This window comes from Algoriphagus algorifonticola, from assembly GCF_007655305.1.
Taxonomy (GTDB): domain Bacteria; phylum Bacteroidota; class Bacteroidia; order Cytophagales; family Cyclobacteriaceae; genus Algoriphagus; species Algoriphagus algorifonticola.
In genome coordinates this window covers 94,185-115,220 of the sequence record NZ_VLOG01000037.1, presented here as the reverse complement: position 1 = coordinate 115,220, position 21,036 = coordinate 94,185, and the positions used below count along the sequence as shown (strand labels likewise).

22 protein-coding genes and 1 tRNA gene are annotated in these 21,036 nt (G+C 41.4%); 19 read left to right on the top strand and 4 right to left on the bottom strand.

Going from position 1 to position 21,036, the window contains the following annotated elements; genetic code table 11:
- The first annotated feature begins 34 nt into the window (after positions 1-34).
- Together FL972_RS08180 and FL972_RS08175 are read left to right on the top strand one after the other, a co-directional pair.
- Positions 35-757: a pyridoxine 5'-phosphate synthase gene (locus FL972_RS08180; protein WP_144604657.1), complete on the top strand. Its 723-nt coding sequence runs from the start codon at positions 35-37 to the stop codon at positions 755-757.
- 26 nt (positions 758-783) lie between these two features.
- Complete coding sequence (locus FL972_RS08175) at positions 784-1,542, top strand: alpha/beta fold hydrolase (protein ID WP_144604655.1); 759 nt, start codon at positions 784-786, stop codon at positions 1,540-1,542.
- A 207-nt stretch (positions 1,543-1,749) separates the two neighbouring features.
- Here FL972_RS08175 and FL972_RS08170 read toward each other — a convergent pair whose 3' ends face one another.
- Positions 1,750-3,084, bottom strand: coding sequence for an amidohydrolase family protein (locus tag FL972_RS08170; RefSeq protein WP_144604653.1), 1,335 nt, complete (start codon positions 3,082-3,084; stop codon positions 1,750-1,752).
- 85 nt (positions 3,085-3,169) lie between these two features.
- Here FL972_RS08170 and FL972_RS08165 point away from each other — a divergent pair, with 85 nt between their 5' ends.
- From FL972_RS08165 to FL972_RS08145, 5 genes are all read left to right on the top strand, one after another.
- Positions 3,170-3,880 carry an SAM-dependent methyltransferase gene (locus FL972_RS08165; RefSeq protein ID WP_144604651.1) on the top strand — a complete coding sequence of 237 codons (711 nt, stop codon included), beginning with the start codon at positions 3,170-3,172 and terminating at the stop codon, positions 3,878-3,880.
- A gap of 2 nt (positions 3,881-3,882) precedes the next feature.
- Positions 3,883-4,953 carry a dipeptidase gene (locus FL972_RS08160; RefSeq protein ID WP_144604650.1) on the top strand — a complete coding sequence of 357 codons (1,071 nt, stop codon included), beginning with the start codon at positions 3,883-3,885 and terminating at the stop codon, positions 4,951-4,953.
- Positions 4,954-5,049: 96 nt separating this feature from the next.
- Complete coding sequence (locus FL972_RS08155) at positions 5,050-6,393, top strand: hypothetical protein (RefSeq protein WP_144604648.1); 1,344 nt, start codon at positions 5,050-5,052, stop codon at positions 6,391-6,393.
- A 166-nt stretch (positions 6,394-6,559) separates the two neighbouring features.
- Positions 6,560-6,991 (top strand): hypothetical protein, encoded by a 432-nt coding sequence (locus FL972_RS08150; protein ID WP_144604646.1) that lies wholly within the window; start codon positions 6,560-6,562, stop codon positions 6,989-6,991.
- Positions 6,988-7,476, top strand: coding sequence for a nucleotidyltransferase (locus tag FL972_RS08145; protein ID WP_144604644.1), 489 nt, complete (start codon positions 6,988-6,990; stop codon positions 7,474-7,476). Before FL972_RS08150 ends, FL972_RS08145 begins: the two co-directional genes overlap by 4 nt.
- A gap of 87 nt (positions 7,477-7,563) precedes the next feature.
- Here FL972_RS08145 and FL972_RS08140 read toward each other — a convergent pair.
- Positions 7,564-7,638: transfer RNA gene (locus tag FL972_RS08140), tRNA-Arg, on the bottom strand.
- A 161-nt stretch (positions 7,639-7,799) separates the two neighbouring features.
- On the opposite strand from FL972_RS08140, the gene FL972_RS08135 reads away from it, so the two are divergent.
- From FL972_RS08135 to FL972_RS08085, 11 genes are all read left to right on the top strand, one after another.
- Positions 7,800-8,360 (top strand): 30S ribosomal protein S16, encoded by a 561-nt coding sequence (locus FL972_RS08135; RefSeq protein ID WP_091652347.1) that lies wholly within the window; start codon positions 7,800-7,802, stop codon positions 8,358-8,360.
- A gap of 14 nt (positions 8,361-8,374) precedes the next feature.
- The gene (gene rimM, locus FL972_RS08130; RefSeq protein WP_144604642.1) at positions 8,375-8,905 is read left to right on the top strand and encodes a ribosome maturation factor RimM; all 531 of its coding nucleotides are present in this window, start codon (positions 8,375-8,377) and stop codon (positions 8,903-8,905) included.
- Positions 8,906-8,908: 3 nt separating this feature from the next.
- Positions 8,909-9,625 (top strand): tRNA (guanosine(37)-N1)-methyltransferase TrmD, encoded by a 717-nt coding sequence (gene trmD / locus FL972_RS08125; protein WP_091652340.1) that lies wholly within the window; start codon positions 8,909-8,911, stop codon positions 9,623-9,625.
- A 51-nt stretch (positions 9,626-9,676) separates the two neighbouring features.
- Positions 9,677-10,042 (top strand): 50S ribosomal protein L19, encoded by a 366-nt coding sequence (rplS, locus tag FL972_RS08120; RefSeq protein WP_091652338.1) that lies wholly within the window; start codon positions 9,677-9,679, stop codon positions 10,040-10,042.
- Between the two features lie 200 nt (positions 10,043-10,242).
- Positions 10,243-11,781, top strand: coding sequence for a glutamate--tRNA ligase (gltX, locus tag FL972_RS08115; RefSeq protein ID WP_144604640.1), 1,539 nt, complete (start codon positions 10,243-10,245; stop codon positions 11,779-11,781).
- Between the two features lie 10 nt (positions 11,782-11,791).
- Positions 11,792-11,995, top strand: a complete 204-nt coding sequence (locus FL972_RS08110; protein WP_144604639.1) for a hypothetical protein — start codon at positions 11,792-11,794, stop codon at positions 11,993-11,995.
- Positions 11,996-12,095: 100 nt separating this feature from the next.
- Positions 12,096-14,867, top strand: coding sequence for a TonB-dependent receptor (locus FL972_RS08105; protein ID WP_144604637.1), 2,772 nt, complete (start codon positions 12,096-12,098; stop codon positions 14,865-14,867).
- A gap of 31 nt (positions 14,868-14,898) precedes the next feature.
- On the top strand, positions 14,899-15,555 hold the full coding sequence (locus FL972_RS08100; RefSeq protein ID WP_144604635.1) for an outer membrane beta-barrel protein: 657 nt from the start codon (positions 14,899-14,901) through the stop codon (positions 15,553-15,555).
- A gap of 89 nt (positions 15,556-15,644) precedes the next feature.
- Entirely contained in the window at positions 15,645-16,139 is a 495-nt protein-coding gene (locus FL972_RS08095; RefSeq protein ID WP_144604633.1) for an RNA polymerase sigma factor, read from the top strand.
- A complete protein-coding gene (locus tag FL972_RS08090; RefSeq protein ID WP_144604631.1) occupies positions 16,129-16,440 on the top strand; it encodes a hypothetical protein in 312 nt (103 codons plus the stop codon). Before FL972_RS08095 ends, FL972_RS08090 begins: the two co-directional genes overlap by 11 nt.
- A gap of 17 nt (positions 16,441-16,457) precedes the next feature.
- A complete protein-coding gene (locus tag FL972_RS08085; RefSeq protein WP_144604629.1) occupies positions 16,458-17,213 on the top strand; it encodes a Spy/CpxP family protein refolding chaperone in 756 nt (251 codons plus the stop codon).
- 82 nt (positions 17,214-17,295) lie between these two features.
- Here the strand turns inward: FL972_RS08085 and FL972_RS08080 are convergent, their stop codons facing one another.
- Positions 17,296-18,978, bottom strand: a complete 1,683-nt coding sequence (locus FL972_RS08080; protein WP_144604627.1) for a DUF885 family protein — start codon at positions 18,976-18,978, stop codon at positions 17,296-17,298.
- 155 nt (positions 18,979-19,133) lie between these two features.
- Between FL972_RS08080 and FL972_RS08075 the strand changes: the two genes are divergently transcribed.
- The gene (locus tag FL972_RS08075; protein WP_144604625.1) at positions 19,134-19,550 is read left to right on the top strand and encodes a GxxExxY protein; all 417 of its coding nucleotides are present in this window, start codon (positions 19,134-19,136) and stop codon (positions 19,548-19,550) included.
- A 71-nt stretch (positions 19,551-19,621) separates the two neighbouring features.
- On the opposite strand, the gene FL972_RS08070 is transcribed toward FL972_RS08075, so the two are convergent.
- Positions 19,622-20,851 carry a VOC family protein gene (locus FL972_RS08070; RefSeq protein ID WP_144604623.1) on the bottom strand — a complete coding sequence of 410 codons (1,230 nt, stop codon included), beginning with the start codon at positions 20,849-20,851 and terminating at the stop codon, positions 19,622-19,624.
- Between the last annotated feature and the right edge of the window lie 185 nt (positions 20,852-21,036).

The following is a 21,036-nucleotide window of genomic DNA, read 5'->3' as shown; positions in this document are numbered from 1 at the left end:
ATTATCCGGACAAAAATACCTTTTTGACTCGTTTATGACTAAACTAAGTGTAAATATTAATAAAATAGCCACTTTGAGAAATGCACGGGGAGCAAATAATCCCAATGTAGTGCAAGTGGCCTTGGACTGCGAACGATTCGGTGCTGAAGGAATCACGGTGCATCCAAGACCTGATGAAAGGCATATCCGATTTCAGGATGTATTAGACCTTTCCGAGGTCGTTACTACTGAATTTAATATAGAAGGGTATCCCGATAAGCGCTATATGGAGCTGGTGAAAAGGGTAAAACCTGCACAAGCTACCCTGGTGCCTGATCCGCCAGAGGCGATCACCTCCAATACCGGTTGGGACACGATTACCAATCAGTCTTTTTTGAAAGATATGGTAGCTGAATTGAAAGAATCAGGCTGCAGAGTATCCATATTTATCAATCCTGAGAGCAAGTATTTTGAACCCGCCAAAGAAACTGGAACCGACCGGGTGGAATTGTATACAGAACCCTATGCAGCCCACTATCATGAGAACCGGGAAAAAGCGGTTGCTGCCTATGTTGAGGTATCCAAAATCGCCAAGGAATTAGGTTTGGGACTGAATGCCGGACATGATTTAGACTTACACAACTTGGCATTTTTGAAACACAAAATCCCTTTTTTGGATGAGGTTTCCATAGGCCATGCCTTGGTTTGTGATGCTTTGTATTATGGTCTGGAAAATACGATTCAGATGTATAGAAGAAGGTTGGAAGAGAATATTTAATTGTTAATAGTTAAACGTTAGTAGGTTTGAAATTAAACTTTAAGAAAACAGGCACAGGTAAACCTTTGGTGATTCTTCATGGGCTATTTGGTTCTGCAGACAATTGGTTTTCCATAGCCAAAGAACTGGAAAAAAACTTCACCCTTTACTTAGTGGATCAAAGAAATCATGGAGATTCTCCGCATTCGGAGGAATGGAATTACAGGGTCATGGTGGAAGATTTGAAGGAGCTAATAGATGAGGAAGGCTTGGATAAAATCTACCTCATGGGTCACTCCATGGGAGGAAAAACTGCCATGAACTTTGCAGTCGAGTATCCTGAAAGGGTGGATCGATTAATCGTAGCTGATATTGCACCCAGGTATTATGAAGTTCATCATCAAACTATTTTAGAAGGGCTGAATTCCATCAAATTGGATCAAATCAAATCCAGAAAAGAGGCTGATGATCAGTTGGCGAAGTATATTGATGAAGTAGGCATCCGTCAATTTTTATTGAAAAGTCTGGGTAGAAACAGTGACGGATTTGTCTGGAAAATCAATCTTCCTGTGATCACTGAAAATATAGAAGAAGTAGGAGAAGAGTTGGACTCCGATGGTAAATACGAAGGCCCTACCCTATTTTTGGGAGGATCCAATTCAAACTACATTCGGCAGGAAGACCTACCGGATATCCTGGAGCATTTCCCCAACTATGAAATCGAATTTGTACAGGATGCAGGGCATTGGCTACATGCCGAGAAGCCAGAAGCAGTAATTCAGGAAGTCAGAAGATTTTTGGCATAAAATAAAAGGGGTAAATCTGATGCAGATTTACCCCTTTTATTAGACTTCTAATTTCTCTCTTCATTATTTCAGAGACTGCTTCACCCGATTTGAGAAATCCCATGATTTAGCTTTTCTAGATAACCTTATAGTATTGCTAACCTCATAAAATTTTGACGGGTTCGCAGTGACGACAATGATCCCTGCCTACCGATCACTAGCTACTGCTTACTTCACCTTTCGTCCATGCTTCATCACCATATCCACATGCTGTAGCAGATTGATATACCGAAGCACATCTCCGCGCACAGCAATGATATCAGCGTATTTCCCTTCGGAGATTGTGCCATAGTCCTTGTCCACTTTCATCGCCACAGCAGGCCAGTAGGTCGCTGCTTTGATGGTAAGAAGAGGATCCATACCGAAGTGGTTCACCCAGACATCCAGCTCATTCCAGGTACTTTGGCTATGAAATTTCATGGGGATGCCACTGTCTGTTCCGATCAAAAGAACCGCACCGCTTTGTCGGAGTTGATTGAATTTCCGTTCCAAGGTTGGTTTCCTCACAGGCGTCAGCTGGAAATAGGACATTCTACCCGGATAGCGTAAGGATGCCCGGATATCTCTGATAATCGAATCAGGTAAACCCAGGTGCCAAGAGGGATCATCCAGTTTTTCGGGATTATCACGGACATACTCGTAATTGTACAAGCCTTCTACGGTAGGAGTCCAGAAAATGGGTCCCAAATTCATCTTGGCAGCACGCTCCTTCAATAGCTGCATAATATCTTCCGGATATTCAGGAGCAGAACTGAGCCCCGTATGCTCGAAGCAGTCCACCCCTATCTTTAACCCGACTCGAATTTCATCCGGTCTATGGGAGTGCCCCACCACCGGAAGCCCATATTTGTGGGCTTCATCAACTACGGCTTGTGCTTCCTCCAAGGTCATCTGATCCTGATCAATCAGCTTAATTACATCCACACCGGCGTCGGCCAGTTTTTTCACTTTTGCCCGTGCATCCGCAGGACCGTTTACCCCCCATCTAAATGCTTCAGTTCCTGGATAAGGCTTCTTTTGGATAAATGGCCCCGAAACGTAGATAGTGGGACCTGGAATTTCACCCCGATTGATTCGATCGCGAACATTAATACTTGCTTCCAAAGGGGCACCTAAATCCCTGGCGCTTGTCACTCCAGCCATCAGCAACTGATGGGCGGAGGATGGCATAATAACGGGCTCAAAAATATCAATGTAGGTGCTGTCCCAATGCGCGTAATCGCTGTGCCCATTAATCATCAAGTGAACGTGCATATCCCAAAGTCCGGGAAGAACACTCATTCCTTCAGTAGAGATAATTTCGGCCCCTGCCGGAATCTCCAAACTTCCCACTTGACCCACCGCGGCAATCCGCTCGTCTTCGATTATAATCACCGAATTGCGGATAGGCGTACCTCCAAAACCGTCGATGAGGGTGCCTCCGACGAGGGCTTTGAGGTTTTGGGGAAACAAATTGCCTGAAATCAGGAAAAAAACAAGGAAGAGCAGGGTTTTAGAATTCATAAGCATCTGATTTGGTCTGATCCAATCAAAAGGTAATGATTTTGCTTTTTAAATTTTAACTTCGTTGTCTAAAATCAAATTCAAGATGCCCCAAGGAAAACTTTTTTTGATTCCCAATGTACTCGCAGAAAATACGGCAGATGCGGTCATTACTCCCCAAGTGAAAGAGGTGATCGCTCATACCAAAGTTTTTCTGGTTGAAAACCTCAGAACCGCCCGTCGCTATATCTCCAGTTTGAAATTGGGCGTAAACTTGGAAGAAGTACATATGGAAATCTTGGATAAAAATACCGCACCGGAGAGCATCAACCGATTGCTGCAACCCCTTTTCAAAGGTGCCGATGTTGGAATTATTTCTGAAGCTGGTTGTCCGGGAATCGCAGACCCAGGAGCTTTGGCAGTGGCTCATGCCCATACCAGAGGAATTCAGGTGGTTCCACTATCAGGACCAAGTTCCATGTTTTTGGCCTTGATGGGCTCGGGTTTTTCCGGTCAGTCATTCGCTTTTCACGGATACTTACCCATAGACAAAAAAGAAAGGAATCAGGCCCTTAGGAAACTGGAAGCAGAGTCAGCAAAAGAGCATAGAGCCCAGATATTTATGGAAACACCCTTCCGCAACAATCAATTACTGGAAGATGCATTGGCGGCCCTTTCTCCTCAAACCAAATTGTGCATCGCCAAAAATCTGACCGCAGCTGATGAACTGATCCAAACCAAGACACTTGCAGACTGGAAAAAGAACCCTATTGACCTGCATAAGATCCCGACTGTATTTATCCTTCAAAGCTTTTAACCATGTTTATTCTTGACGCGCATTTGGACCTGAGCATGAATGCTTTGGAGTGGAACAGAGATTTGACTCGACCAATCTCAGAAATTAATGCCAGAGAAAAAGGACTGAATGACAAACCCGACAGAGGCCGAGCGACTGTCTCCCTTCCAGAGTTAAGAAAAGGAAATATAGGTTTGGTCGTAGCAACCCAAATTGCCCGCTATGTCGCTCCAGAAAATCCCTTGCCTGGTTGGCATTCCCCAGAGCAGGCTTGGGCTCATACACAGGGACAATTGGCATGGTACCAAGCGATGGTTGACCAAGGTGAAATGTCCCAAATCAAAAACTGGAAAGAGTTAGAAGCTCACTTAGCAAGTTGGAATGCTGCAACTGATAAAAGCAAACAACCAATAGGCTTTATACTTTCTCTGGAAGGTGCAGACTCCCTGGTCAATTTGGATTATTTGGAAAAAGCCTACGATTATGGATTGCGTGCAATCGGGCCAGCTCATTACGGCCCCGGACGCTATGCACATGGAACTGATGCTTCTGCCCCACTCAATTCTCAAGGAAAAGATTTACTTCGAAAAATGGATGAGCTGGGGATGATCTTAGACGCCACGCATTTATGTGACGAAGCATTTTGGGAGGCCTTGAAAATATTTAAAGGACCTGTCTGGGCCAGTCACAACAATTGTAGGGCTTTGGTGGATCACAACCGCCAATTTTCAGATGATATGATCCAGGCTTTGATAGAGCGGGGAGCCGTGATAGGTGGAGCATTTGATGCCTGGATGCTTAGTCCCAACTGGGTAAGGGGAAAATCCACACCAGTTGAGCGGGATGTGAGAATTACTACAGTTTTGGATCACTTGGATCATATTTGCCAAATTGCCGGAAATGCTGACCATATAGGAATTGGTTCAGATTTGGATGGAGGATTTGGCAAAGAGCAATGTCCCTGGGATCTGGAAAGCATTGCTGATCTCAGCAAGATCCCAGACCTGCTGAAGAACAAGGGTTTCGAGAAAAATGACATAGAAAAAGTCATGAACGGCAATTGGTTGAACTTTTTGAAGAAAAATTGGGGATAATTAATGTGATATTGTATAAATCTACCCTTTGATAGGTTGGATAAATAATTCAAATTGAATTATTTGCAGAAGTTAAACGCCAACCTTTCAATTTCTATGAATTTTAAATTTCTACTAAGTTTTCTGATTTGTGGTTTTATTGTTTTTTCTTCCCAAGCTCAAAAGCTTCAAATAAGAGCAAATCATTCTGATGCTAAATTTATCCTATTAAATGATTACGATGACTCCGAAAAGCAGGAGTTGGGAACAGGATCTATCGAATATAAGCTCGATAAGAATTCTAAAAATCGGATCAAAATCACCAAACCAGGCTATCAGCCTGTCATCAAAGAGTACAACAAAGACCTCAAATGGGATAAATCTCAAGATGTCGTTTTGGATACAAGAAGAGTAGATATCTCAGTGGAGCCTTTTGATGCAGAGATATTTGTAGACGGGAGAAAAATCGGTACCAAAGCGATTTATATGACCATCCCAAAGGATCGCTCTGCAACTTTGGAAATCAAAAAACCGGGTTTTGCGTCGGTTACCAAAACCTATTACAATTCACCTGAGCGGGAGACTCCTCCGATTAGGGAGTTTTTCGAATTAAAAAACAGACAGGTTCGTCTGGAAGTGCAGCCAGCAGATGGCCAGGTAAGCCTCAACGGAATGCCGATGGGAAAAGGCAATCAAGACATCATCGTTCCAGCTGGTGATTGTGTCACAGTGAAAGTCAATAAAGAAGGCTTTGTAGAATACACCAAAGTTTATTGCAATAAACCTGGAATCGACCCTGAACCTCCTGTGAGAGAATCAGCTGTTTTAGATGAGAGATTGGTGAAAATAACCACTATACCTACTGATGCAGCCATCGAGGTGTTAGGACAGCGTGTAGGTGTTGGTTCATACGAATTGAAAGTACCTAAAGGGCGTTGTATTTCTGTAATTGTTTCAAAAGATGGTTTTGTCAAATATTACAAAGACTATTGCAATCAAACAGATAGAAACACACCACCTGTAGCAGATGCTATTGAAATGGCTCGGGATCAAGCCTACGATAATTCGGTTTCATCGGATTTGGCGAATGTTCGAATTACAGTACCTGTAAATAAAGCCTATAGTGCAGAAGAGGCTTGGAGAATATTATCCTCTATTGTCACCCGATATTTTGACATTTTAGAAACTGTGGATTTTAACACAGGATATCTAACCACTTCTTGGCAGGTAGAGAATTTCAATTCATCTGTCATCAGAACCAGAGTTATTGTGAGTTCTGGAGGCAACTCCGACCAATTAGCCTATGCTGTAAAATTAGTCAGTCAAGCGGCAGATCTTAATGATCCAAGCAGAGTGAAAGAGGTGGTTACCGTTAAGGATGATGAGCTATTTAGAGATTGGTCAAGAATCATGATTAAATACCAAGGATTGATTGAAGAGATTCAAGCCCGATTACAATAAATCAATATTCAAAAACAATAAAATAACCTCAGAAAATAACTTCTGAGGTTTTTTTGTTGATTTTTCTAAGCGAAATCCCGACCTGGCTAAAAACAATTACATAAAACTTCGTCTCTCAATCCCTCTATATTGACAAATAAAAGCTGATTATTGGTTATATTTACATATGTTAAAGGGAAATTCAAAAGGTAAAAGAGTGGTTTTGGTTCATTGGAAAAAAATAGACAAGGTGGAGGTTTTTTCTAACCTGAAGTACTTTTGCCTCAGCTATCCTCAATTCAGTTATAACACCCTCAACAATTATATAAGCAAAGAGAAAATAGCTTACGAAAATGATTTGGTTCGGGTTGAAAGAAAAGAAATTATAACTAAACCTAAATCCCCAATCGGCAGTGATACACAGGAAAGAACCTTAGTTTCTGTGAAGAGAAAGGTAGCGGTGAAAGAGGCTAAAGATGATATTAACGACTGGTACTATTGGCTATCTCAGCCTAAAGTGAAAAGAGTAGCAGCTTTGACGTTTTTAGTATCTCAAATGATGAAGAAAGGACAAAGAATGGATAAAACTTTTGTGAGGAAAACAAATACAATCTCATGATTTTAGCTAAAGATTTTGAAGACTTTCTACTATTGCTTAACAAGCACGATGTGAAATACATGGTGGTTGGCGGGTATGCTTTAGCTTTTCACGGTAAACCAAGATTTACAGGCGACTTGGACATTTGGATAAAAATCTCAGAAGAAAATGCAAAAAAAATGCTTGCTGTAATAAAAGACTTTGGTCTGGGTACACTTGAATTTGAGAAAGAAGATTTTTTACAGGAAGGTTATATTACCCAAATAGGCTATCCTCCACTACGAATTGAGATATTGAATAATATTGATGGAGTAGAATTCGAGGAAGCATATCTAAACAAACAAATAATTGTGGAAGATGATCTTGAAATTTCATTTATAGGTTTGAATGACCTTTTGAAAAATAAGATTGCCACAGGAAGAGAACAGGACATATTAGATGTAAAGGAGATAAAAAAAATCCATCCAAATCAAAATCCCGATTCTAATGAGGAGACTGAAAATTAGTGAAATTTCAATTGAACCTCAAATGGGGCAAAGAAAATGCTTTTTCCAAAATTTCACTTGAATACCCTCGTACAGGATATTCATTTCTGGTAGCCCCGACAGGAATCGAACCTGTATCTAAAGTTTAGGAAACTTCTATTCTATCCATTGAACTACGGGGCCATCTCATGATTCTATCTTCATGTCCCGCAAGTTAAAATAAAACCTTACTTTTTGACAAATTATTTCGACCCAACTTATGGCATTACAGGGAATTACCCTATCTTTGCACTCCAAATTTAGGATGGACGGGTTCCATCCACTAAACAAACACAATTTAAATTATGGCAGTTAAAATCAGATTAGCACGTAGAGGTAGAAAGAAAATGGCTATCTATGACGTGGTTATCGCAGATGCAAGAGCTCCACGTGATGGACGCTTCATCGAGAAAATCGGTACTTACAATCCGAACACTAACCCTGCTTCCATCAACATCAACAATGAGCGTGCTCTACAGTGGTTGTTGAACGGAGCTCAGCCAACTGACACTGTAAAAGCAATGCTTTCTTACAGAGGTGTCATGCTGAAAAAACACCTTCAAATCGGTGTAATCAAAGGAGCAATCACTCAAGAACAAGCGGATGCGAAGTTCGAAGCTTGGTTGAACGAAAAAGACGCGAAAATCGCAGGCAAGGTTGATTCTATCGGCAAGGCTAAAGAAGAAGCTCGTAAGAAGGCTTTGGAAGCTGAAGCTGCTAAGAACCAAGCTCGTTTGGATGCTATCAAAGCTAGAGAAGACGAAGCAAAAGCTGCTGCAGCCGCTGCTGAGGCTCCTGCTGAAGAAGCTAGCGAAGAAGCAGCTCCTGAAGCTTCCGCAGAAGGCGACGAAGCAACAGAAGCTTAATAAAGAATCTCCCCATGAACAAGGAGCAATGCTTTCAATTAGGCTATGTAGCCAAAGTTCATGGACTTCGTGGTGAAATCGTAGTGGTGCTGGATGCAGATTATCCGGAGGATTATGAAGATCTAGAGCACCTTTTCCTCGAACAAAAAGGCAGATTGGTTCCATTCTTTTTGGAACATTTTGTCTTACAGCCAGGAAATAAAGCCTTGGCCAAATTTGAGGAGCTGGATCGGATAGAGCAAGTGGAGCATTTGGTAGGATCGGAAGTTTACCTTCCGCTTAGCGAACTTCCAGAACTCGACGACGATCAATACTACTACCATGAATTAATAGGGTTTGAGGTGGAAGATGAAATCAAAGGACTACTCGGTCCGGTAGAGATCATCTACGATCTGGAAACCCAAGATCTCCTCGGAGTAAAACACCAAAATAAAGAAGTGCTCATTCCTATTCAGGATGGCATCATTCAAAAGGTGGACAAGGCAGCTAAAAAAGTTTACTGCCGATTACCCGAAGGTTTACTTGACATTTATTTGGAAGACTGAGGCATGCACATTGACATCATCAGCGTTGTTCCCGGATTATTGGAGGGCCCTTTCTCTCACTCTATTTTAAAAAGAGCTGAGGAAAAAGGATTAGCCACAATTCGAGTGCACAATTTGCGGGATTATGCCACTGGCAAGCAAAAACAGGTAGACGATTATGCCTTTGGAGGCGGTGCGGGAATGGTCATGATGATTGAACCCATAGCCAACTGTATCGAAGCTTTGCAAAAAGAGAGAACATATGATGAAATCATCTACATGACTCCTGACGGTAAGACTTTTGATCAGCCCATGGCAAATACGCTATCGATGAAACAGAATCTACTCATCCTTTGTGGTCATTATAAAGGTGTGGATGAGCGAATCCGAGAGCGGTTTATCACTCAGGAAATCAGCATCGGAGATTTCGTCCTTTCAGGAGGTGAACTGGCAGCAGCTGTAGTGGCGGATGCAGTGATCAGACTCCTACCGGGCGTTTTAAACGATGAGACTTCTGCTTTGACAGATTCCTTTCAGGACAATCTGTTAGCCCCACCAGTCTATACCAGGCCTGCTGAATGGCAAGGGATGGAAGTGCCGGAAGTTTTACTTTCTGGACATGAGGCCAAAATAAATGAATGGAGATTTGAAGCGTCGGTTCGCCGAACCCGTGAGCGAAGACCTGACCTTTGGGCCAAGTCCGGATTAGGGGAAAGCGATTTGAAATCGAACAAAAAGTAATTGAATAAGCCACGCGTTGGCCAAACAGCGAAAGCATAAAATATAGAAGCTATGAGCGAACTAATGAAAATTGTAGAAGCGGAATACAGCGAGGCGAGAGCCAAATTCCCTTCTTTCAAAGCTGGTGATACCATCAACGTACACGTACGTATCAAAGAAGGTAACAAGGAAAGAATCCAGCAGTTCCAGGGAACTGTAATCCAGCGTAAAAACCCGAATACCAATGGTGAGACTTTCACAGTAAGAAAAATCTCTAACGGTATCGGTGTAGAGCGTATCTTCCCAATCCTTTCTCCTTCTATCGAGCAAATCGATCTATTGAGACAAGGTAGAGTAAGAAGAGCTAGATTGTTCTACTTAAGAGGACGTCAGGGTAAAGCTGCTCGTATTAAGGAAAAAATCCAAGTGAAGCACTAAGCTTCTCCGGAAATCATAAAAAAGGAACTCAGCAATGGGTTCCTTTTTTGGTTTAAAGCCATTTGTAGACAGGAAAAAGCCAGCCCTCCATTTCATTCAGGTCAATCCCTCTTACAATCCTCCACAAATCCTTATCTTTGCACTCTGATTTGAAAAACTTTATATCAAATAGCCTGTTTTCAGACTAGAAACACAATTCCATGAGTAGAGAAGTTCGCGTACGATTTGCCCCATCACCCACAGGGCCATTGCATATTGGAGGGGTAAGAACCGCCCTATACAATTACCTTTTTGCCAAAAAAACGGGAGGTAAATTCCTCTTGAGAATAGAAGATACAGATCAGAATAGATTTGTCCCAGGTGCAGAGGAGTACATTAAAGACTCTTTGGAATGGTTGGGGATAGCTCCAGATGAAAGCCCATGGAATCCAGGTTCTGTAGCCCCTTATCGCCAATCTGAGCGAAAGGATGACTACATGCAGTACGCGCTGGACTTGGTGGAAAAGGGACACGCCTACTATGCTTTTGATACAGCAGAGGAACTGGAAGCTATGAGAGAAAGACTAACAGCTGCCAGAGTGGTGACCCCACAGTATAACAGCATTACCCGAACCCAAATGAAAAACTCTCTGACGCTTTCTGAAGAAGAGGTGAAAGAGCGCTTGGCATCGGGAGAGCCTTATGTCATTCGGGTGAAAATCCCCCGTAAAGAAGAGGTCAGAATGAATGACCTGATTCGAGGATGGGTGATGGTGCAGTCCAGTACACTCGACGATAAGGTACTGATGAAGTCTGACGGGATGCCTACCTACCACCTTGCTAACATCGTGGATGATCATTTGATGGGAATTACGCATGTCATCAGAGGAGAAGAATGGCTGCCTTCAGCTCCACTGCATGTGCTACTTTATAAATTCTTCGGCTGGGAAGACACTATGCCGGAATTTGCTCATCTTCCACTCCTTCTAAAACCAGATGGCAATGGAAAACTATCCAAAAGAGATGGCGACAAGTTAGGATTCCCTGTTTTCCCACTCAATTGGGAAAATAAGGAAAGCGGAGAAACAGCAGCAGGTTTCAGAGAGCAAGGTTATCTTCCTGAAGCCCTATTAAACTTCCTGGCATTCTTGGGATGGAACCCTGGAGATGAACGCGAGATTTTCTCCAAAGAAGAATTGGTAGGAGCATTTAGCATAGAAAGAATCGGTAAGGCAGGGACAAAATTCGACATCGCCAAAGCAAAATGGTATAATGAGCAATACATCCGTACCAAATCCAACCAGGAATTGGCTACACAAGTTATTGCCGATGCAGCCAAGGATGGCATGGAGCTTTCTCAGAAAAAGGCAGAGGCTATTGCTGCTTTGACAAAAGAGCGAGTAACGTTCGCTTCTGAAATGTGGAGTGAAAATAAATTCCTGTTGATCGCTCCTACATCATTTGATGATCAAGTAGCAGGAAAAAAATGGAATGAAGATGCTGTCAAAGTACTGGAGCATTATGCAGGAAGCTTAGAAGCTCATTCAGGAGAATTTGATGGGGCAATCGCCAAATCCCTTTTGGAAAATTCGGCCGCTGCTGTGGAAGTTAAGTTGGGAAAAGTAATGCAAGCAGTAAGATTGGCCGTTACTGGAGCGGGAGCAGGACCGGATTTGATGGAGATATTTGCTATCTTAGGTGCTAAGGAAGTAGCGAAGAGAATCAAATTTGCAATTGAAAGCCTTCCTGTTGCAGGATAAAATTCAAGTCATGGCTAAAAAGAAAAAAACCAAAAAAGAAGATCCCAAAGTTCATGAGGACTTGAAAGGATTTAAAATGGAAATCAACTCATTCGGAGAGATTAATTCCTCTTTCGCGATCGATAAAATCAATGAGTTTTTGAATAAAAATGTAGAGGACAAAAAGTTGAAAGATCGAGATGATTTAGAAGATGTTAAAAAACCCAAGAAATAGAAAAAAAGCTCCTAATTGGAGCTTTTTTTGATTTCATTTAGAGGTAATTATCTACAAACTAATTACTTTTAAACTTTACCTAATAGTTTCGATAAATCAGATGAAAGCAGGAAAACCACTCATTCTATTTTTGTTATTGATTCTAAATGCTTCCTTAACCTACTCCCAAACAGGCAGTATCAAAGGCATAGTCAAAGATGCTGACACGGGAGAAACTTTGCCTTTTTGCAATGTTTTTATCAATAATACCACTATCTCCACCGTCACGGATATGGGTGGTGCTTATTTATTGGAGAACCTTGAGCCAGGGGCTTTGGAACTGAGCTTTTCCTTTTTGGGCTATCAAGCCGAAACCAAAAAAGTCAGCTTGAATCCCGGTGGGACATTGACGGTTAACCTGAGTATGAAGGCCCTGGAAACGGAGCTTTCAGATGTAGAAATCAAAGCAAAAAGAGATAAAAGTTGGGAAAGGGATTTGAGAAAATTTCAAAACCTATTTTTGGGTAATGATGCAATAGCTTCACAGACAATCATTGAAAATCCTTGGGTGGTAGACTTTCCTGAGATCGCTGATAAAAACAGCTTTCAAGCCTCCACACAGCTCCCACTTGAAATCAACAATAATTATCTCGGGTATAAAATCACCTTTGACTTAAAGGAGTTTTTTAATACCCCTACCAATTATAAAATAGCAGGGGCAGCAAGATTTGAGGAGATCAAGCCTGAGTCGGAAACGCAACGCAAAACTTGGGAACAAAACCGTGCCGACGTCTACAGAAAGTCACCTCAAAACATGTTCAGAGCTATGATCAATGGCGAGCAGGAAAGGGAAGGCTTTTTCCTTTATGGAGATAAGCCAGGAGGTTCTCCTTCTCTCAACATGCGCTCAGATATTTTTGCGAACGAATTGGGTCGCTCGGTAATCCCTTACAAACCGGATCAACTTGTGGTACCCGCTGACAAGCCAGGAGAATATTGGATTAACCTGAAAGGCAGGATTGAGATTCACTATCAAAAAGGATATACACAAATCAACACCTACAAAGACGCCCCATATCCGGTATCCTGGCTGGAAGTAAATGGAGGAAAAGTTCGGGTTCGGGAAAATGGATCAATTCTCAATCCACAGGATCTGGTTTTCTCCGGAGATATGGATAGAAAGCGAGTCGCTACCCTCCTACCTTTAGATTACGACGCTGAGAAAGCCATACAACTTCAAAATTTAGAAAGAACTGCAGCTAATTTTCAGGAAAAAGTCTACCTGCATACGGATAAACCTTACTACTATGCTGGAGATGAGGTGTTTTTCAAGGCTTACTTTAAGTATGGAAATCCCTACCTGAAAGAGGAATTAAGCAAAGTCTTGCACGTGGAGTTATTGAATTCTACTAGGGACTTTGTCATTGAAAAAAAATTCAAAATTTTTGATGGCGTAGCAGTGGGGAATTTTTACCTACCGGATAGTTTATCGGAGGAAAAATACTTCCTTCGAGCCTATACCAACTGGAATAAAAACTATGGCCCAGATCATTACTTCATCAAGACCCTTCCTGTTTTAGGTCCTTTTGAAAGACTTAACGCTAAAGGGGAATTGACTCTGGGCTCGGAATATGTTCAGGTCAATACCCCTAAAAATAGCTATGGCCCTCGGGAAAAAGTAAGCTTGACTTTGACTCTTACCGATAAAAATCAAAAGCCAATTCAAGCCAACTTATCGGTATCAGTTTTAGATCAAAATTTGGTGTCACCTATGGAGGATCCTGCTAAAATCAAACAGACTTTAGTCTTGGATGAGATTCCAGAGAGCATCAAAATTGATCGATTTTCCTATCCAGTAGAAAAATCCCTCGCCCAAAAAGGAAAAGTTCTGGACGAAAAAGGAAAAGGAGTACAAAGTCAGGTAACTGTTTTCATCAATGATTTTGAAGGATTGGTAGATTTGGAATCCGATCGAAATGGGGATTTTTCTTTGGAAGAAATGGAGTTCTACGGCCCTATGAAAATTGCAATTCAGGCTCAGGACAAAAAAGGAAAGAACATCTCCAATATTCAGCTAGAGCCGGAATTGAATGCACCTGTCACTCTGCCCACAAACAGCATATTTCCTCCGATTGAAAAAAGTGATACACCTATCCGGGAAATAGCTCTCGGTGAAAGAGAACAGGAATTGGAACCCGTGCTGGTAGAAGATAAAAAAACGGCCAAGTCAGAGGCTATTTATGGAAATGCTGACTATGTGGTAAGCGGTGACAAAATCATGGCAACCGGAAACTCTGCTGATTTAGTCAATAGCTTGGCAGGGAATGTTCCGGGTATGCGGGTAACCCTAGAGGGTGCCTCAGGAAGACAGCAGATACGTTTGAGAGGCGGAGCTACTTCTGTAAGTAGCTCCATGGAACCCTTGGTCATGATCAATGGCGCAATTATGGCTAGTACAGGAAGTTCTACAGCAGCAGACAACCTCAGAAGTATCAACCCCAATGATATTGATAGAATTGAGATCGTTTCCAGAACTGTATCTATGTTGGGTGATCAAGGAAGAAATGGAGTAATCGCTGTTTATCTCAAAGAAGGAAATCAAAATATCTCATCCCCTTTGATCCCTTCAATAGGCTTATCCCAGTTTGTGATCGAAGGGTATGAACCTGTCAAGTCCTTCTTTTACATGGATTATGAGCAAGAAAAAGATTTTACCGGGAAAGATCAAAGACAAACACTTTACTGGAACCCTTACCTTGTCAGCGATGAGTCTGGAAAAGTAACAATCACCTTTTTCACCAATGACATAGCCGGCCCAATGAGAGTAGAAGTGAGAGGTCTTGGAATCAATGGAGAGCCAGTTTCCGGAACTTTCATCATCAACTCCAAATAGTTATTTGGTCGGTTAATCCTTAATTTTGCCCATGCGTCAATTCATCCTGTTTTCTTTTTTAATTTTTCTCAGTCATGTAGGATTCTCCCAAACAAGTGTTGGGTTTAGAGCGGGCTATGGGACTTCCTCTTATTCATACAGGCCTGCAGCAAATTTTCGGGCTATCAGCACCGAGAGTGTAGGTAAGCCCACTTTTGCATTGGTTGTAGAGCATTTCAATTCAAAAAATGCTGGAATAGAGCTGAATATCCAGTGGATCATTTTAGGCTTTCAGCAGGTCAATGGAGAAGATGAACCCATTCTAGCCAACAGAACGGAGTTTGAATACTTAAAACTCCCATTATTAGCCAGTTTTTTTGCCGGAAGAAGCGGAAGATTTCAAATCAAAATGGGGCCTCATTTTGGCTATTTAATGCAAGCCACTGAAGTTCAAAGACAGATCAGCGATCCCAATACACCCGTGATTCCCACTTATGGAGGAGCCAATGATAAGCCAAAAAGATTAATGTATGGACTTACCGGTGGAGCAGGTATTTCCAAACTATTTGGAAAAAGCACTATTTCAGGAGAAGTTCGTTTTTCTTATGACTTCACCAATCCTGAAAGTCAGGACAGAATCTTTGATATGAACTCCACCAACCTCGAGTTTACCATAGCATATCTTTTTAGGGTCCGGGAAAGAAATTAAGTGTCTCTAACCAGCTTGAGATTGTGAATTTCATTTTTCTTCGACCGCCTTGTCATATATCCCGTAAACTTGACGACTAAGGGATGTAAATGAATCGATCACAGCTCGAACATATCTTGAAGCTTCATCATCGCGAAGCCTACATCTGGGCAAGGCATTGCTGTCAATTTGATGATGAGCTAGCCAAAGACATGCTTCAGCAATCCTATCTCAAAATCCTGGAGGGAAAAGCTAAGCTAAAAGATGCTACCAAGGCTAAAACCTGGCTCTTTTCCATCATCCGATATACTTGCATAGATTCATTGAGAAAAGGAAATAAACTGCAAGCCTTAGGAGAAAAGGATGATTTTATAGAACCAGTTCATGACACTGAAGAATTGAATTTTGAGGCAATTCTCAGCCAACTTCCAGCAATGCAGAAAGAAGTCATTATTTCGGTTTTTTACCACCAAATGACCATTGCCGAAAGTGCTGAAATCCTTCAAATTAGCCTTGGAACGGCCCGGACTCACTACGAGCGCGGAAAAAAGAAACTCAAAGAATTAATCTTAAAATCCCATATACTGGAATATCATGGAAAATGATCAACTGATAGAAGACTTTTTCTCTGAAATGAAAAAGCAAGATCAAAACCTACCTATTCCCGAATTCCCGGAAACAAAGGTGAGTACTTTTAATTGGTGGTTTCCAATGGGAATAGCTGCATCCTTACTCGTTGGAGGATTATTATGGTATCAACAAGAGCCTGCCAAAGAAGCTCCCAATGAGGTAATCATCATTTCTCTTCAAGAGAATGAAAATCAGCAGCAAACATTGATTATAGAAGAAAAGGCATACATCGATGTTTGGGAATCAAGCACCTCCTCATTACTAACAGAATTCTAAGCTAAACCAACTTACCTATGAAAAACCTATTAATTGTCCCCCTTTTCCTGCTTTCTTCTATCATGATGGCTCAGGACATTTTCAAAAAGAATTTATACTCGGCCGATCAAATCATGGAGGTCAGAGAAAAAATCAACCTGACAGATGCCCAAGCCACTAAGATCAAAAAAATCCATGCTGAAAATGCCGGAGAATTCTCTACCCTTAAATGGGACTTGGATGAAGCTAATTCCAAATTGGAAAAGATGCTTCAATTGCCTAAAGTAGATGCCTTAGCTGTTACAAAGCAATTAGACATTGTTTTACAGCTCGAAAATCAATTGAAGAAAAAGCAGCTCAGCTCTTTGGTTGCCATCAAAAACGAATTGACAGAAGAGCAAATCAAACAGATGGGACAAACTCGGGTAGTAGGCTATTCCAGTAATAGGCCTGCAACTTCTGTACGCGGAACCATAGCTAGTGGACTTCGTGGTACTGGACAAACTAGATCGGGTCAGTCTGCATATAGTACTTATTCTGGATTTTCTCCGAATTCGAAAGTGAATGTGGTAGTGGCTGGAGAAGCGAGTAGTGACCAGCCCCTTTTTGTCATCAATTCAGATTCAGGAACCCTAGAAAAATCCTCAATGGAGCAGCTCGATATCAATCCTAATGATATTGAAAGTATCACTGTGCTGAAAGATAAAAGTGCCACAGAAGTGTACGGAGACAAGGGCAAAAATGGAGTAATCATTATCACCCTCAAAATGGGAGCAAAGGTTAAGATTAAATAATCAGGCAAGACATAAAGTAAAAAAGGAGGCCATTCAGCCTCCTTTTTTTATGCTCACAACCCTCAAAGGATTTAATTAACAATCAATTCAAAAACTTCCAACTGGCTTTATGATTTTTGTCAAGAGGTTTTCCGGTCACTTTCGCTCTTAAAATTTCCACAGGCATCGTATTTTGCTGCATGATCAAGTCATGAAAGGCCTTTTCATCCATTTTTCCGGAATCCACCATCTCTTTTCTCAAGGAATAAAACTCCAAAGCACCAATCATATAAGCGATCTGATAAAGCGGTCCGTAGCTGCCTTCAAAAGACCTTCTTACCTCCGCCTCTGCATTGGCGTATTCATGTCCTACCCGGTTTACCAGCAAGTTTATACACTCCTGAGGTGTCATTTTTCCTAAATGATAGTTGAGAGAAAAGATAATCCGGGCGCAACGGTGCATTCTCCAAAAGAGCATACCCACTTTATCTTTTGCATCTCTCGGAAAATCTCTATCCCATAGGACAAATTCCCAATACAAGGCCCATCCCTCCGTCCAAAATGGAGTTCGGAATAAACGCCTGTGAGTCATGTAGCGCTGATTCATAAATTGCTGCAAGTGGTGTCCTGGAATTAATTCATGCTGAACTGTAGCTCTGGAAAAGTGTGGGTTATTCCCACGCATAGACATCATTTTTTCCTCATGACTCATTTCGGAGGTAGGATAGGAAATCTGAATGACCTCTCCCCCTAAAAAGAAGGGACTTACGCGCTGCCTTTCTGCAGAAATCATGGATGTTCTCCAGGTTTCTTTGGCCAATTCTGGCACGGTAATCCAATCATTTTTTTCCATGATGTCAATTGCCTCATTGCCCAATCTTACTACTTCTTCCGGCCAAGCTCCTTCAGGCAAATAGGTTTCTTTGACCATCTCCAAGGCTGCTTTCCAGTCATTCCCAAAACCCAATTCATTGGAGGCTTTGAGCATTTCTTTTTCACACCAGGCAAATTGCTTTTCCGCTTCAGCAATCAACTCCTCAGGAGTATAAGCGATCATTTCAAAAGCCAATTGATTTAGCAGAGCTTCACGCCCTATGGGTTTTCCGATGATCCCACTTCCATCATCTTTCACAGAATTGGTATAGTGTTCCCTTAAAGCTTTGGCATAGGCTTTCATCGAAGCATCCACTCGTTTCCAGGGTTCCGACATCCACCAGGTAAATTGCGGATCGTAGTCAAAGTAAAAATTATAGGCCTCTCCTACCACGCGGTTTAAGCTCTCCACAGCGGAAGCAGCCAAATCCGCTTTTTGCCATGAATTGTATTTGGAGGTAGTTGGTAAAGTCTTTAATTGTGCATCAATTTGGTTGGCTACCTGGTTCCAGCTTGCTGCCAAAGCTTGAGAATCGGGTTGCTTGGCTCTTCTTCTATCCACTACGAATGCATGCAAAGGACTGCCAAATACCACTACATTTTTGATCGCATCAAAATCCCTTTTTTCCAGTTGCAGTTCTGCCAACTGAGTCTCTAGATAATTTCTGAAAAGCACATAATCTATTTTACCATCCTCAGAGAATGCCTCGTAATTGTAGCTTTGTAAAGCATCCAAGTATTCCTGATTGAATGCTTGCATGCGTTCAAAATATTCATCCGAAAGTCTATTAGTATATAATCGCCCTAGCGCTCCCCTATCCGCTTGATAGGTGGTGATCATATTGGCTAACTCTGTGGCCTGCACCCAAAAAGTAAAGCAAACAAATAGAAAAACTAAGAGTGTTTTTTTCATAATAGAATTGAGCTTGGTGGTTCAAAGTCTAAAATACCAAATAAACCCTAAGGTTACTATTTAAGTTTAACCACATAGCCACATAGAAAACATATTTTTAAGTTTTCAAGATTAGGTGCGAAAATATTTTGTCTTACTAATTTTTAGAGAAAACAATGGGCTTATCAAAAAAAACGCTAGACAATCTATCTTATAAGATTATTGGGGCTGCTATAGAAGTGCATAGGCACTTGGGCCCAGGTCTTTTAGAAAGCGTTTATCAAAAATGTCTGGCAATAGAGTTTGCAAATCAAGAAATTATATTTAGTCAGGAACTACAAATCCCTGTAGAATACAAAGGGCAAAGGGTCAACACTGAATTTAGGTGTGATTTTCTTGTAGAAGACCTAATTGTAGTGGAGATAAAGTCTGTTTCAGAATTATTACCAATTCACCATGCCCAAGTAATTAATTACATCAACCTTCTTAAGGTCCCAAAAGGGCTTTTGATAAATTTCAATGTTAGTAATCTTTTCCACCAAGGTCAAAAAACGTTTGTAAATAAGTATTATGATGAGCTTTATCCTTTCTAAGCTATTCAAGTCTAAATAGTTAGGCTATGTGAACTATGTGCCTATGTGGTTCAAATTCATTTCTCCAGTTTTTAAAACCGAAATAAATACCCGCCTAGGTCTTTGAAATTATTCTTTATGCGAGTAGAGTCCGCAGAAGTTTTTTCTAAGTATTCCTCCCAACCTTTCACATTCTTCAAGTCAAATTTCACCTCCACCAATTTCTCCTCGGCAAAACTGTTCATCCCCCGCTTTTCGTCCACCAATCCCAAATAACTGTTCTCCGAAACTCGGTAAATTTTAGCCCAACCTTGATCTGCAGACAATCTCAAGCCCAGTTTTTCGGTCATAAAAATCTCCATAGGAAGCATATCCTTGTAATAAAGCCAAGTGACTGAACCATAAAAATTCAAATTCGACCCCAGTTTGGTTGACTGAGGCTCCAAGCTCTGCAATTCGGGCATTAAAATTTCATTTTCAGGATGCTGCCGAAACATTTCAAACTCCAATAAATAGCCTTCCGGACCAATCGCTACAAATCCATCATGAGCCCCTTCCGGGTTTTGTTTGAGTGTATATTTCACCGGAATATTTTCCTTCTGAACATGCTCATACCAAGCTTCTAAATTATCGGTCAATAATGCCAAAGCCACCGATTTAGCTTCTTGACCTGAATATTCTGAATCGGCCAGACTTTTCAGAACCAAGCGGGAATCTCCTGCTATCTGAAAAATGGCGGTATTTGCATTCTCCTCCAGTAGCTTCAAGCCCAATTTTTCGGCATAGAAATCTTTTGCTCTATTCAAATCTTGATAGAACCAGATCAACTCCTGCCCCTGGATCTGAAAATCTTCCAAGTCCCTGAATTCAGAATTTTCGGCCAAGAAATCATTTATTTTTGATGAGGGATAGCCCAAAAGTCTACCGAAACGCCGACTCAAGTTCCTGATCTCTTTTTCATCTGAAGTAGATGCTAGCCGCTTTTTCAAATCCTCATAGTTTGATAAGGCCGTTCCCTTGTACAAAATCAGAACTTCTTTTCCTTCTGCTATATCCCGAGGAAACAGTTTCGTTTTGATTAAATCCGATTCTCTGAAAAAACTGATTTGATATTTCTCTGCTAATCTCTCAGCCTCGGGCATAAAAAGATCCATTTCTGCCTTAGACATCAAAGGGCCTAAAGCCAAAGGCTTGACATCCGCTGCCACCATTTCGGCAAACGCCTCCACTTGACCGGATTCTTTGAGAAACTCGCGTTTGGCACAGGAAACTGATAGAAGAAGTAAAACGAAAAAGGCTAAATCACAGAGTTTAAAATTCATTTGGGTGCTTTGTTTGATTGTGCAAGATAAAGCTAGTAAGAAAAACTTTTTACCATCACTGCATCCATACTTCACTTTTATGCATCTAAGGATTATAATCTGCAATACTAAATTCTTACAACAAAGTAAAAATCAAATTATTAAATTGTTTTCCCGTACTAAACCAAAATTTACATTCCTTTATA

What these genes read in the sequence shown, in the direction of transcription:
- FL972_RS08180 (WP_144604657.1), top strand. Translation starts at nt 35, where the DNA reads ATGACTAAACTAAGTGTAAATATTAATAAAATAGCCACTTTGAGAAAT.
- FL972_RS08170 (WP_144604653.1), bottom strand. Translation starts at nt 3,084, where the DNA reads ATGAATTCTAAAACCCTGCTCTTCCTTGTTTTTTTCCTGATTTCAGGC.
- FL972_RS08165 (WP_144604651.1), top strand. Translation starts at nt 3,170, where the DNA reads ATGCCCCAAGGAAAACTTTTTTTGATTCCCAATGTACTCGCAGAAAAT.
- FL972_RS08160 (WP_144604650.1), top strand. Translation starts at nt 3,883, where the DNA reads ATGTTTATTCTTGACGCGCATTTGGACCTGAGCATGAATGCTTTGGAG.
- FL972_RS08155 (WP_144604648.1), top strand. Translation starts at nt 5,050, where the DNA reads ATGAATTTTAAATTTCTACTAAGTTTTCTGATTTGTGGTTTTATTGTT.
- FL972_RS08150 (WP_144604646.1), top strand. Translation starts at nt 6,560, where the DNA reads ATGTTAAAGGGAAATTCAAAAGGTAAAAGAGTGGTTTTGGTTCATTGG.
- FL972_RS08145 (WP_144604644.1), top strand. Translation starts at nt 6,988, where the DNA reads ATGATTTTAGCTAAAGATTTTGAAGACTTTCTACTATTGCTTAACAAG.
- FL972_RS08135 (WP_091652347.1), top strand. Translation starts at nt 7,800, where the DNA reads ATGGCAGTTAAAATCAGATTAGCACGTAGAGGTAGAAAGAAAATGGCT.
- rimM (WP_144604642.1), top strand. Translation starts at nt 8,375, where the DNA reads ATGAACAAGGAGCAATGCTTTCAATTAGGCTATGTAGCCAAAGTTCAT.
- trmD (WP_091652340.1), top strand. Translation starts at nt 8,909, where the DNA reads ATGCACATTGACATCATCAGCGTTGTTCCCGGATTATTGGAGGGCCCT.
- rplS (WP_091652338.1), top strand. Translation starts at nt 9,677, where the DNA reads ATGAGCGAACTAATGAAAATTGTAGAAGCGGAATACAGCGAGGCGAGA.
- gltX (WP_144604640.1), top strand. Translation starts at nt 10,243, where the DNA reads ATGAGTAGAGAAGTTCGCGTACGATTTGCCCCATCACCCACAGGGCCA.
- FL972_RS08110 (WP_144604639.1), top strand. Translation starts at nt 11,792, where the DNA reads ATGGCTAAAAAGAAAAAAACCAAAAAAGAAGATCCCAAAGTTCATGAG.
- FL972_RS08105 (WP_144604637.1), top strand. Translation starts at nt 12,096, where the DNA reads ATGAAAGCAGGAAAACCACTCATTCTATTTTTGTTATTGATTCTAAAT.
- FL972_RS08100 (WP_144604635.1), top strand. Translation starts at nt 14,899, where the DNA reads ATGCGTCAATTCATCCTGTTTTCTTTTTTAATTTTTCTCAGTCATGTA.
- FL972_RS08095 (WP_144604633.1), top strand. Translation starts at nt 15,645, where the DNA reads ATGAATCGATCACAGCTCGAACATATCTTGAAGCTTCATCATCGCGAA.
- FL972_RS08090 (WP_144604631.1), top strand. Translation starts at nt 16,129, where the DNA reads ATGGAAAATGATCAACTGATAGAAGACTTTTTCTCTGAAATGAAAAAG.
- FL972_RS08085 (WP_144604629.1), top strand. Translation starts at nt 16,458, where the DNA reads ATGAAAAACCTATTAATTGTCCCCCTTTTCCTGCTTTCTTCTATCATG.
- FL972_RS08080 (WP_144604627.1), bottom strand. Translation starts at nt 18,978, where the DNA reads ATGAAAAAAACACTCTTAGTTTTTCTATTTGTTTGCTTTACTTTTTGG.
- FL972_RS08075 (WP_144604625.1), top strand. Translation starts at nt 19,134, where the DNA reads ATGGGCTTATCAAAAAAAACGCTAGACAATCTATCTTATAAGATTATT.
- FL972_RS08070 (WP_144604623.1), bottom strand. Translation starts at nt 20,851, where the DNA reads ATGAATTTTAAACTCTGTGATTTAGCCTTTTTCGTTTTACTTCTTCTA.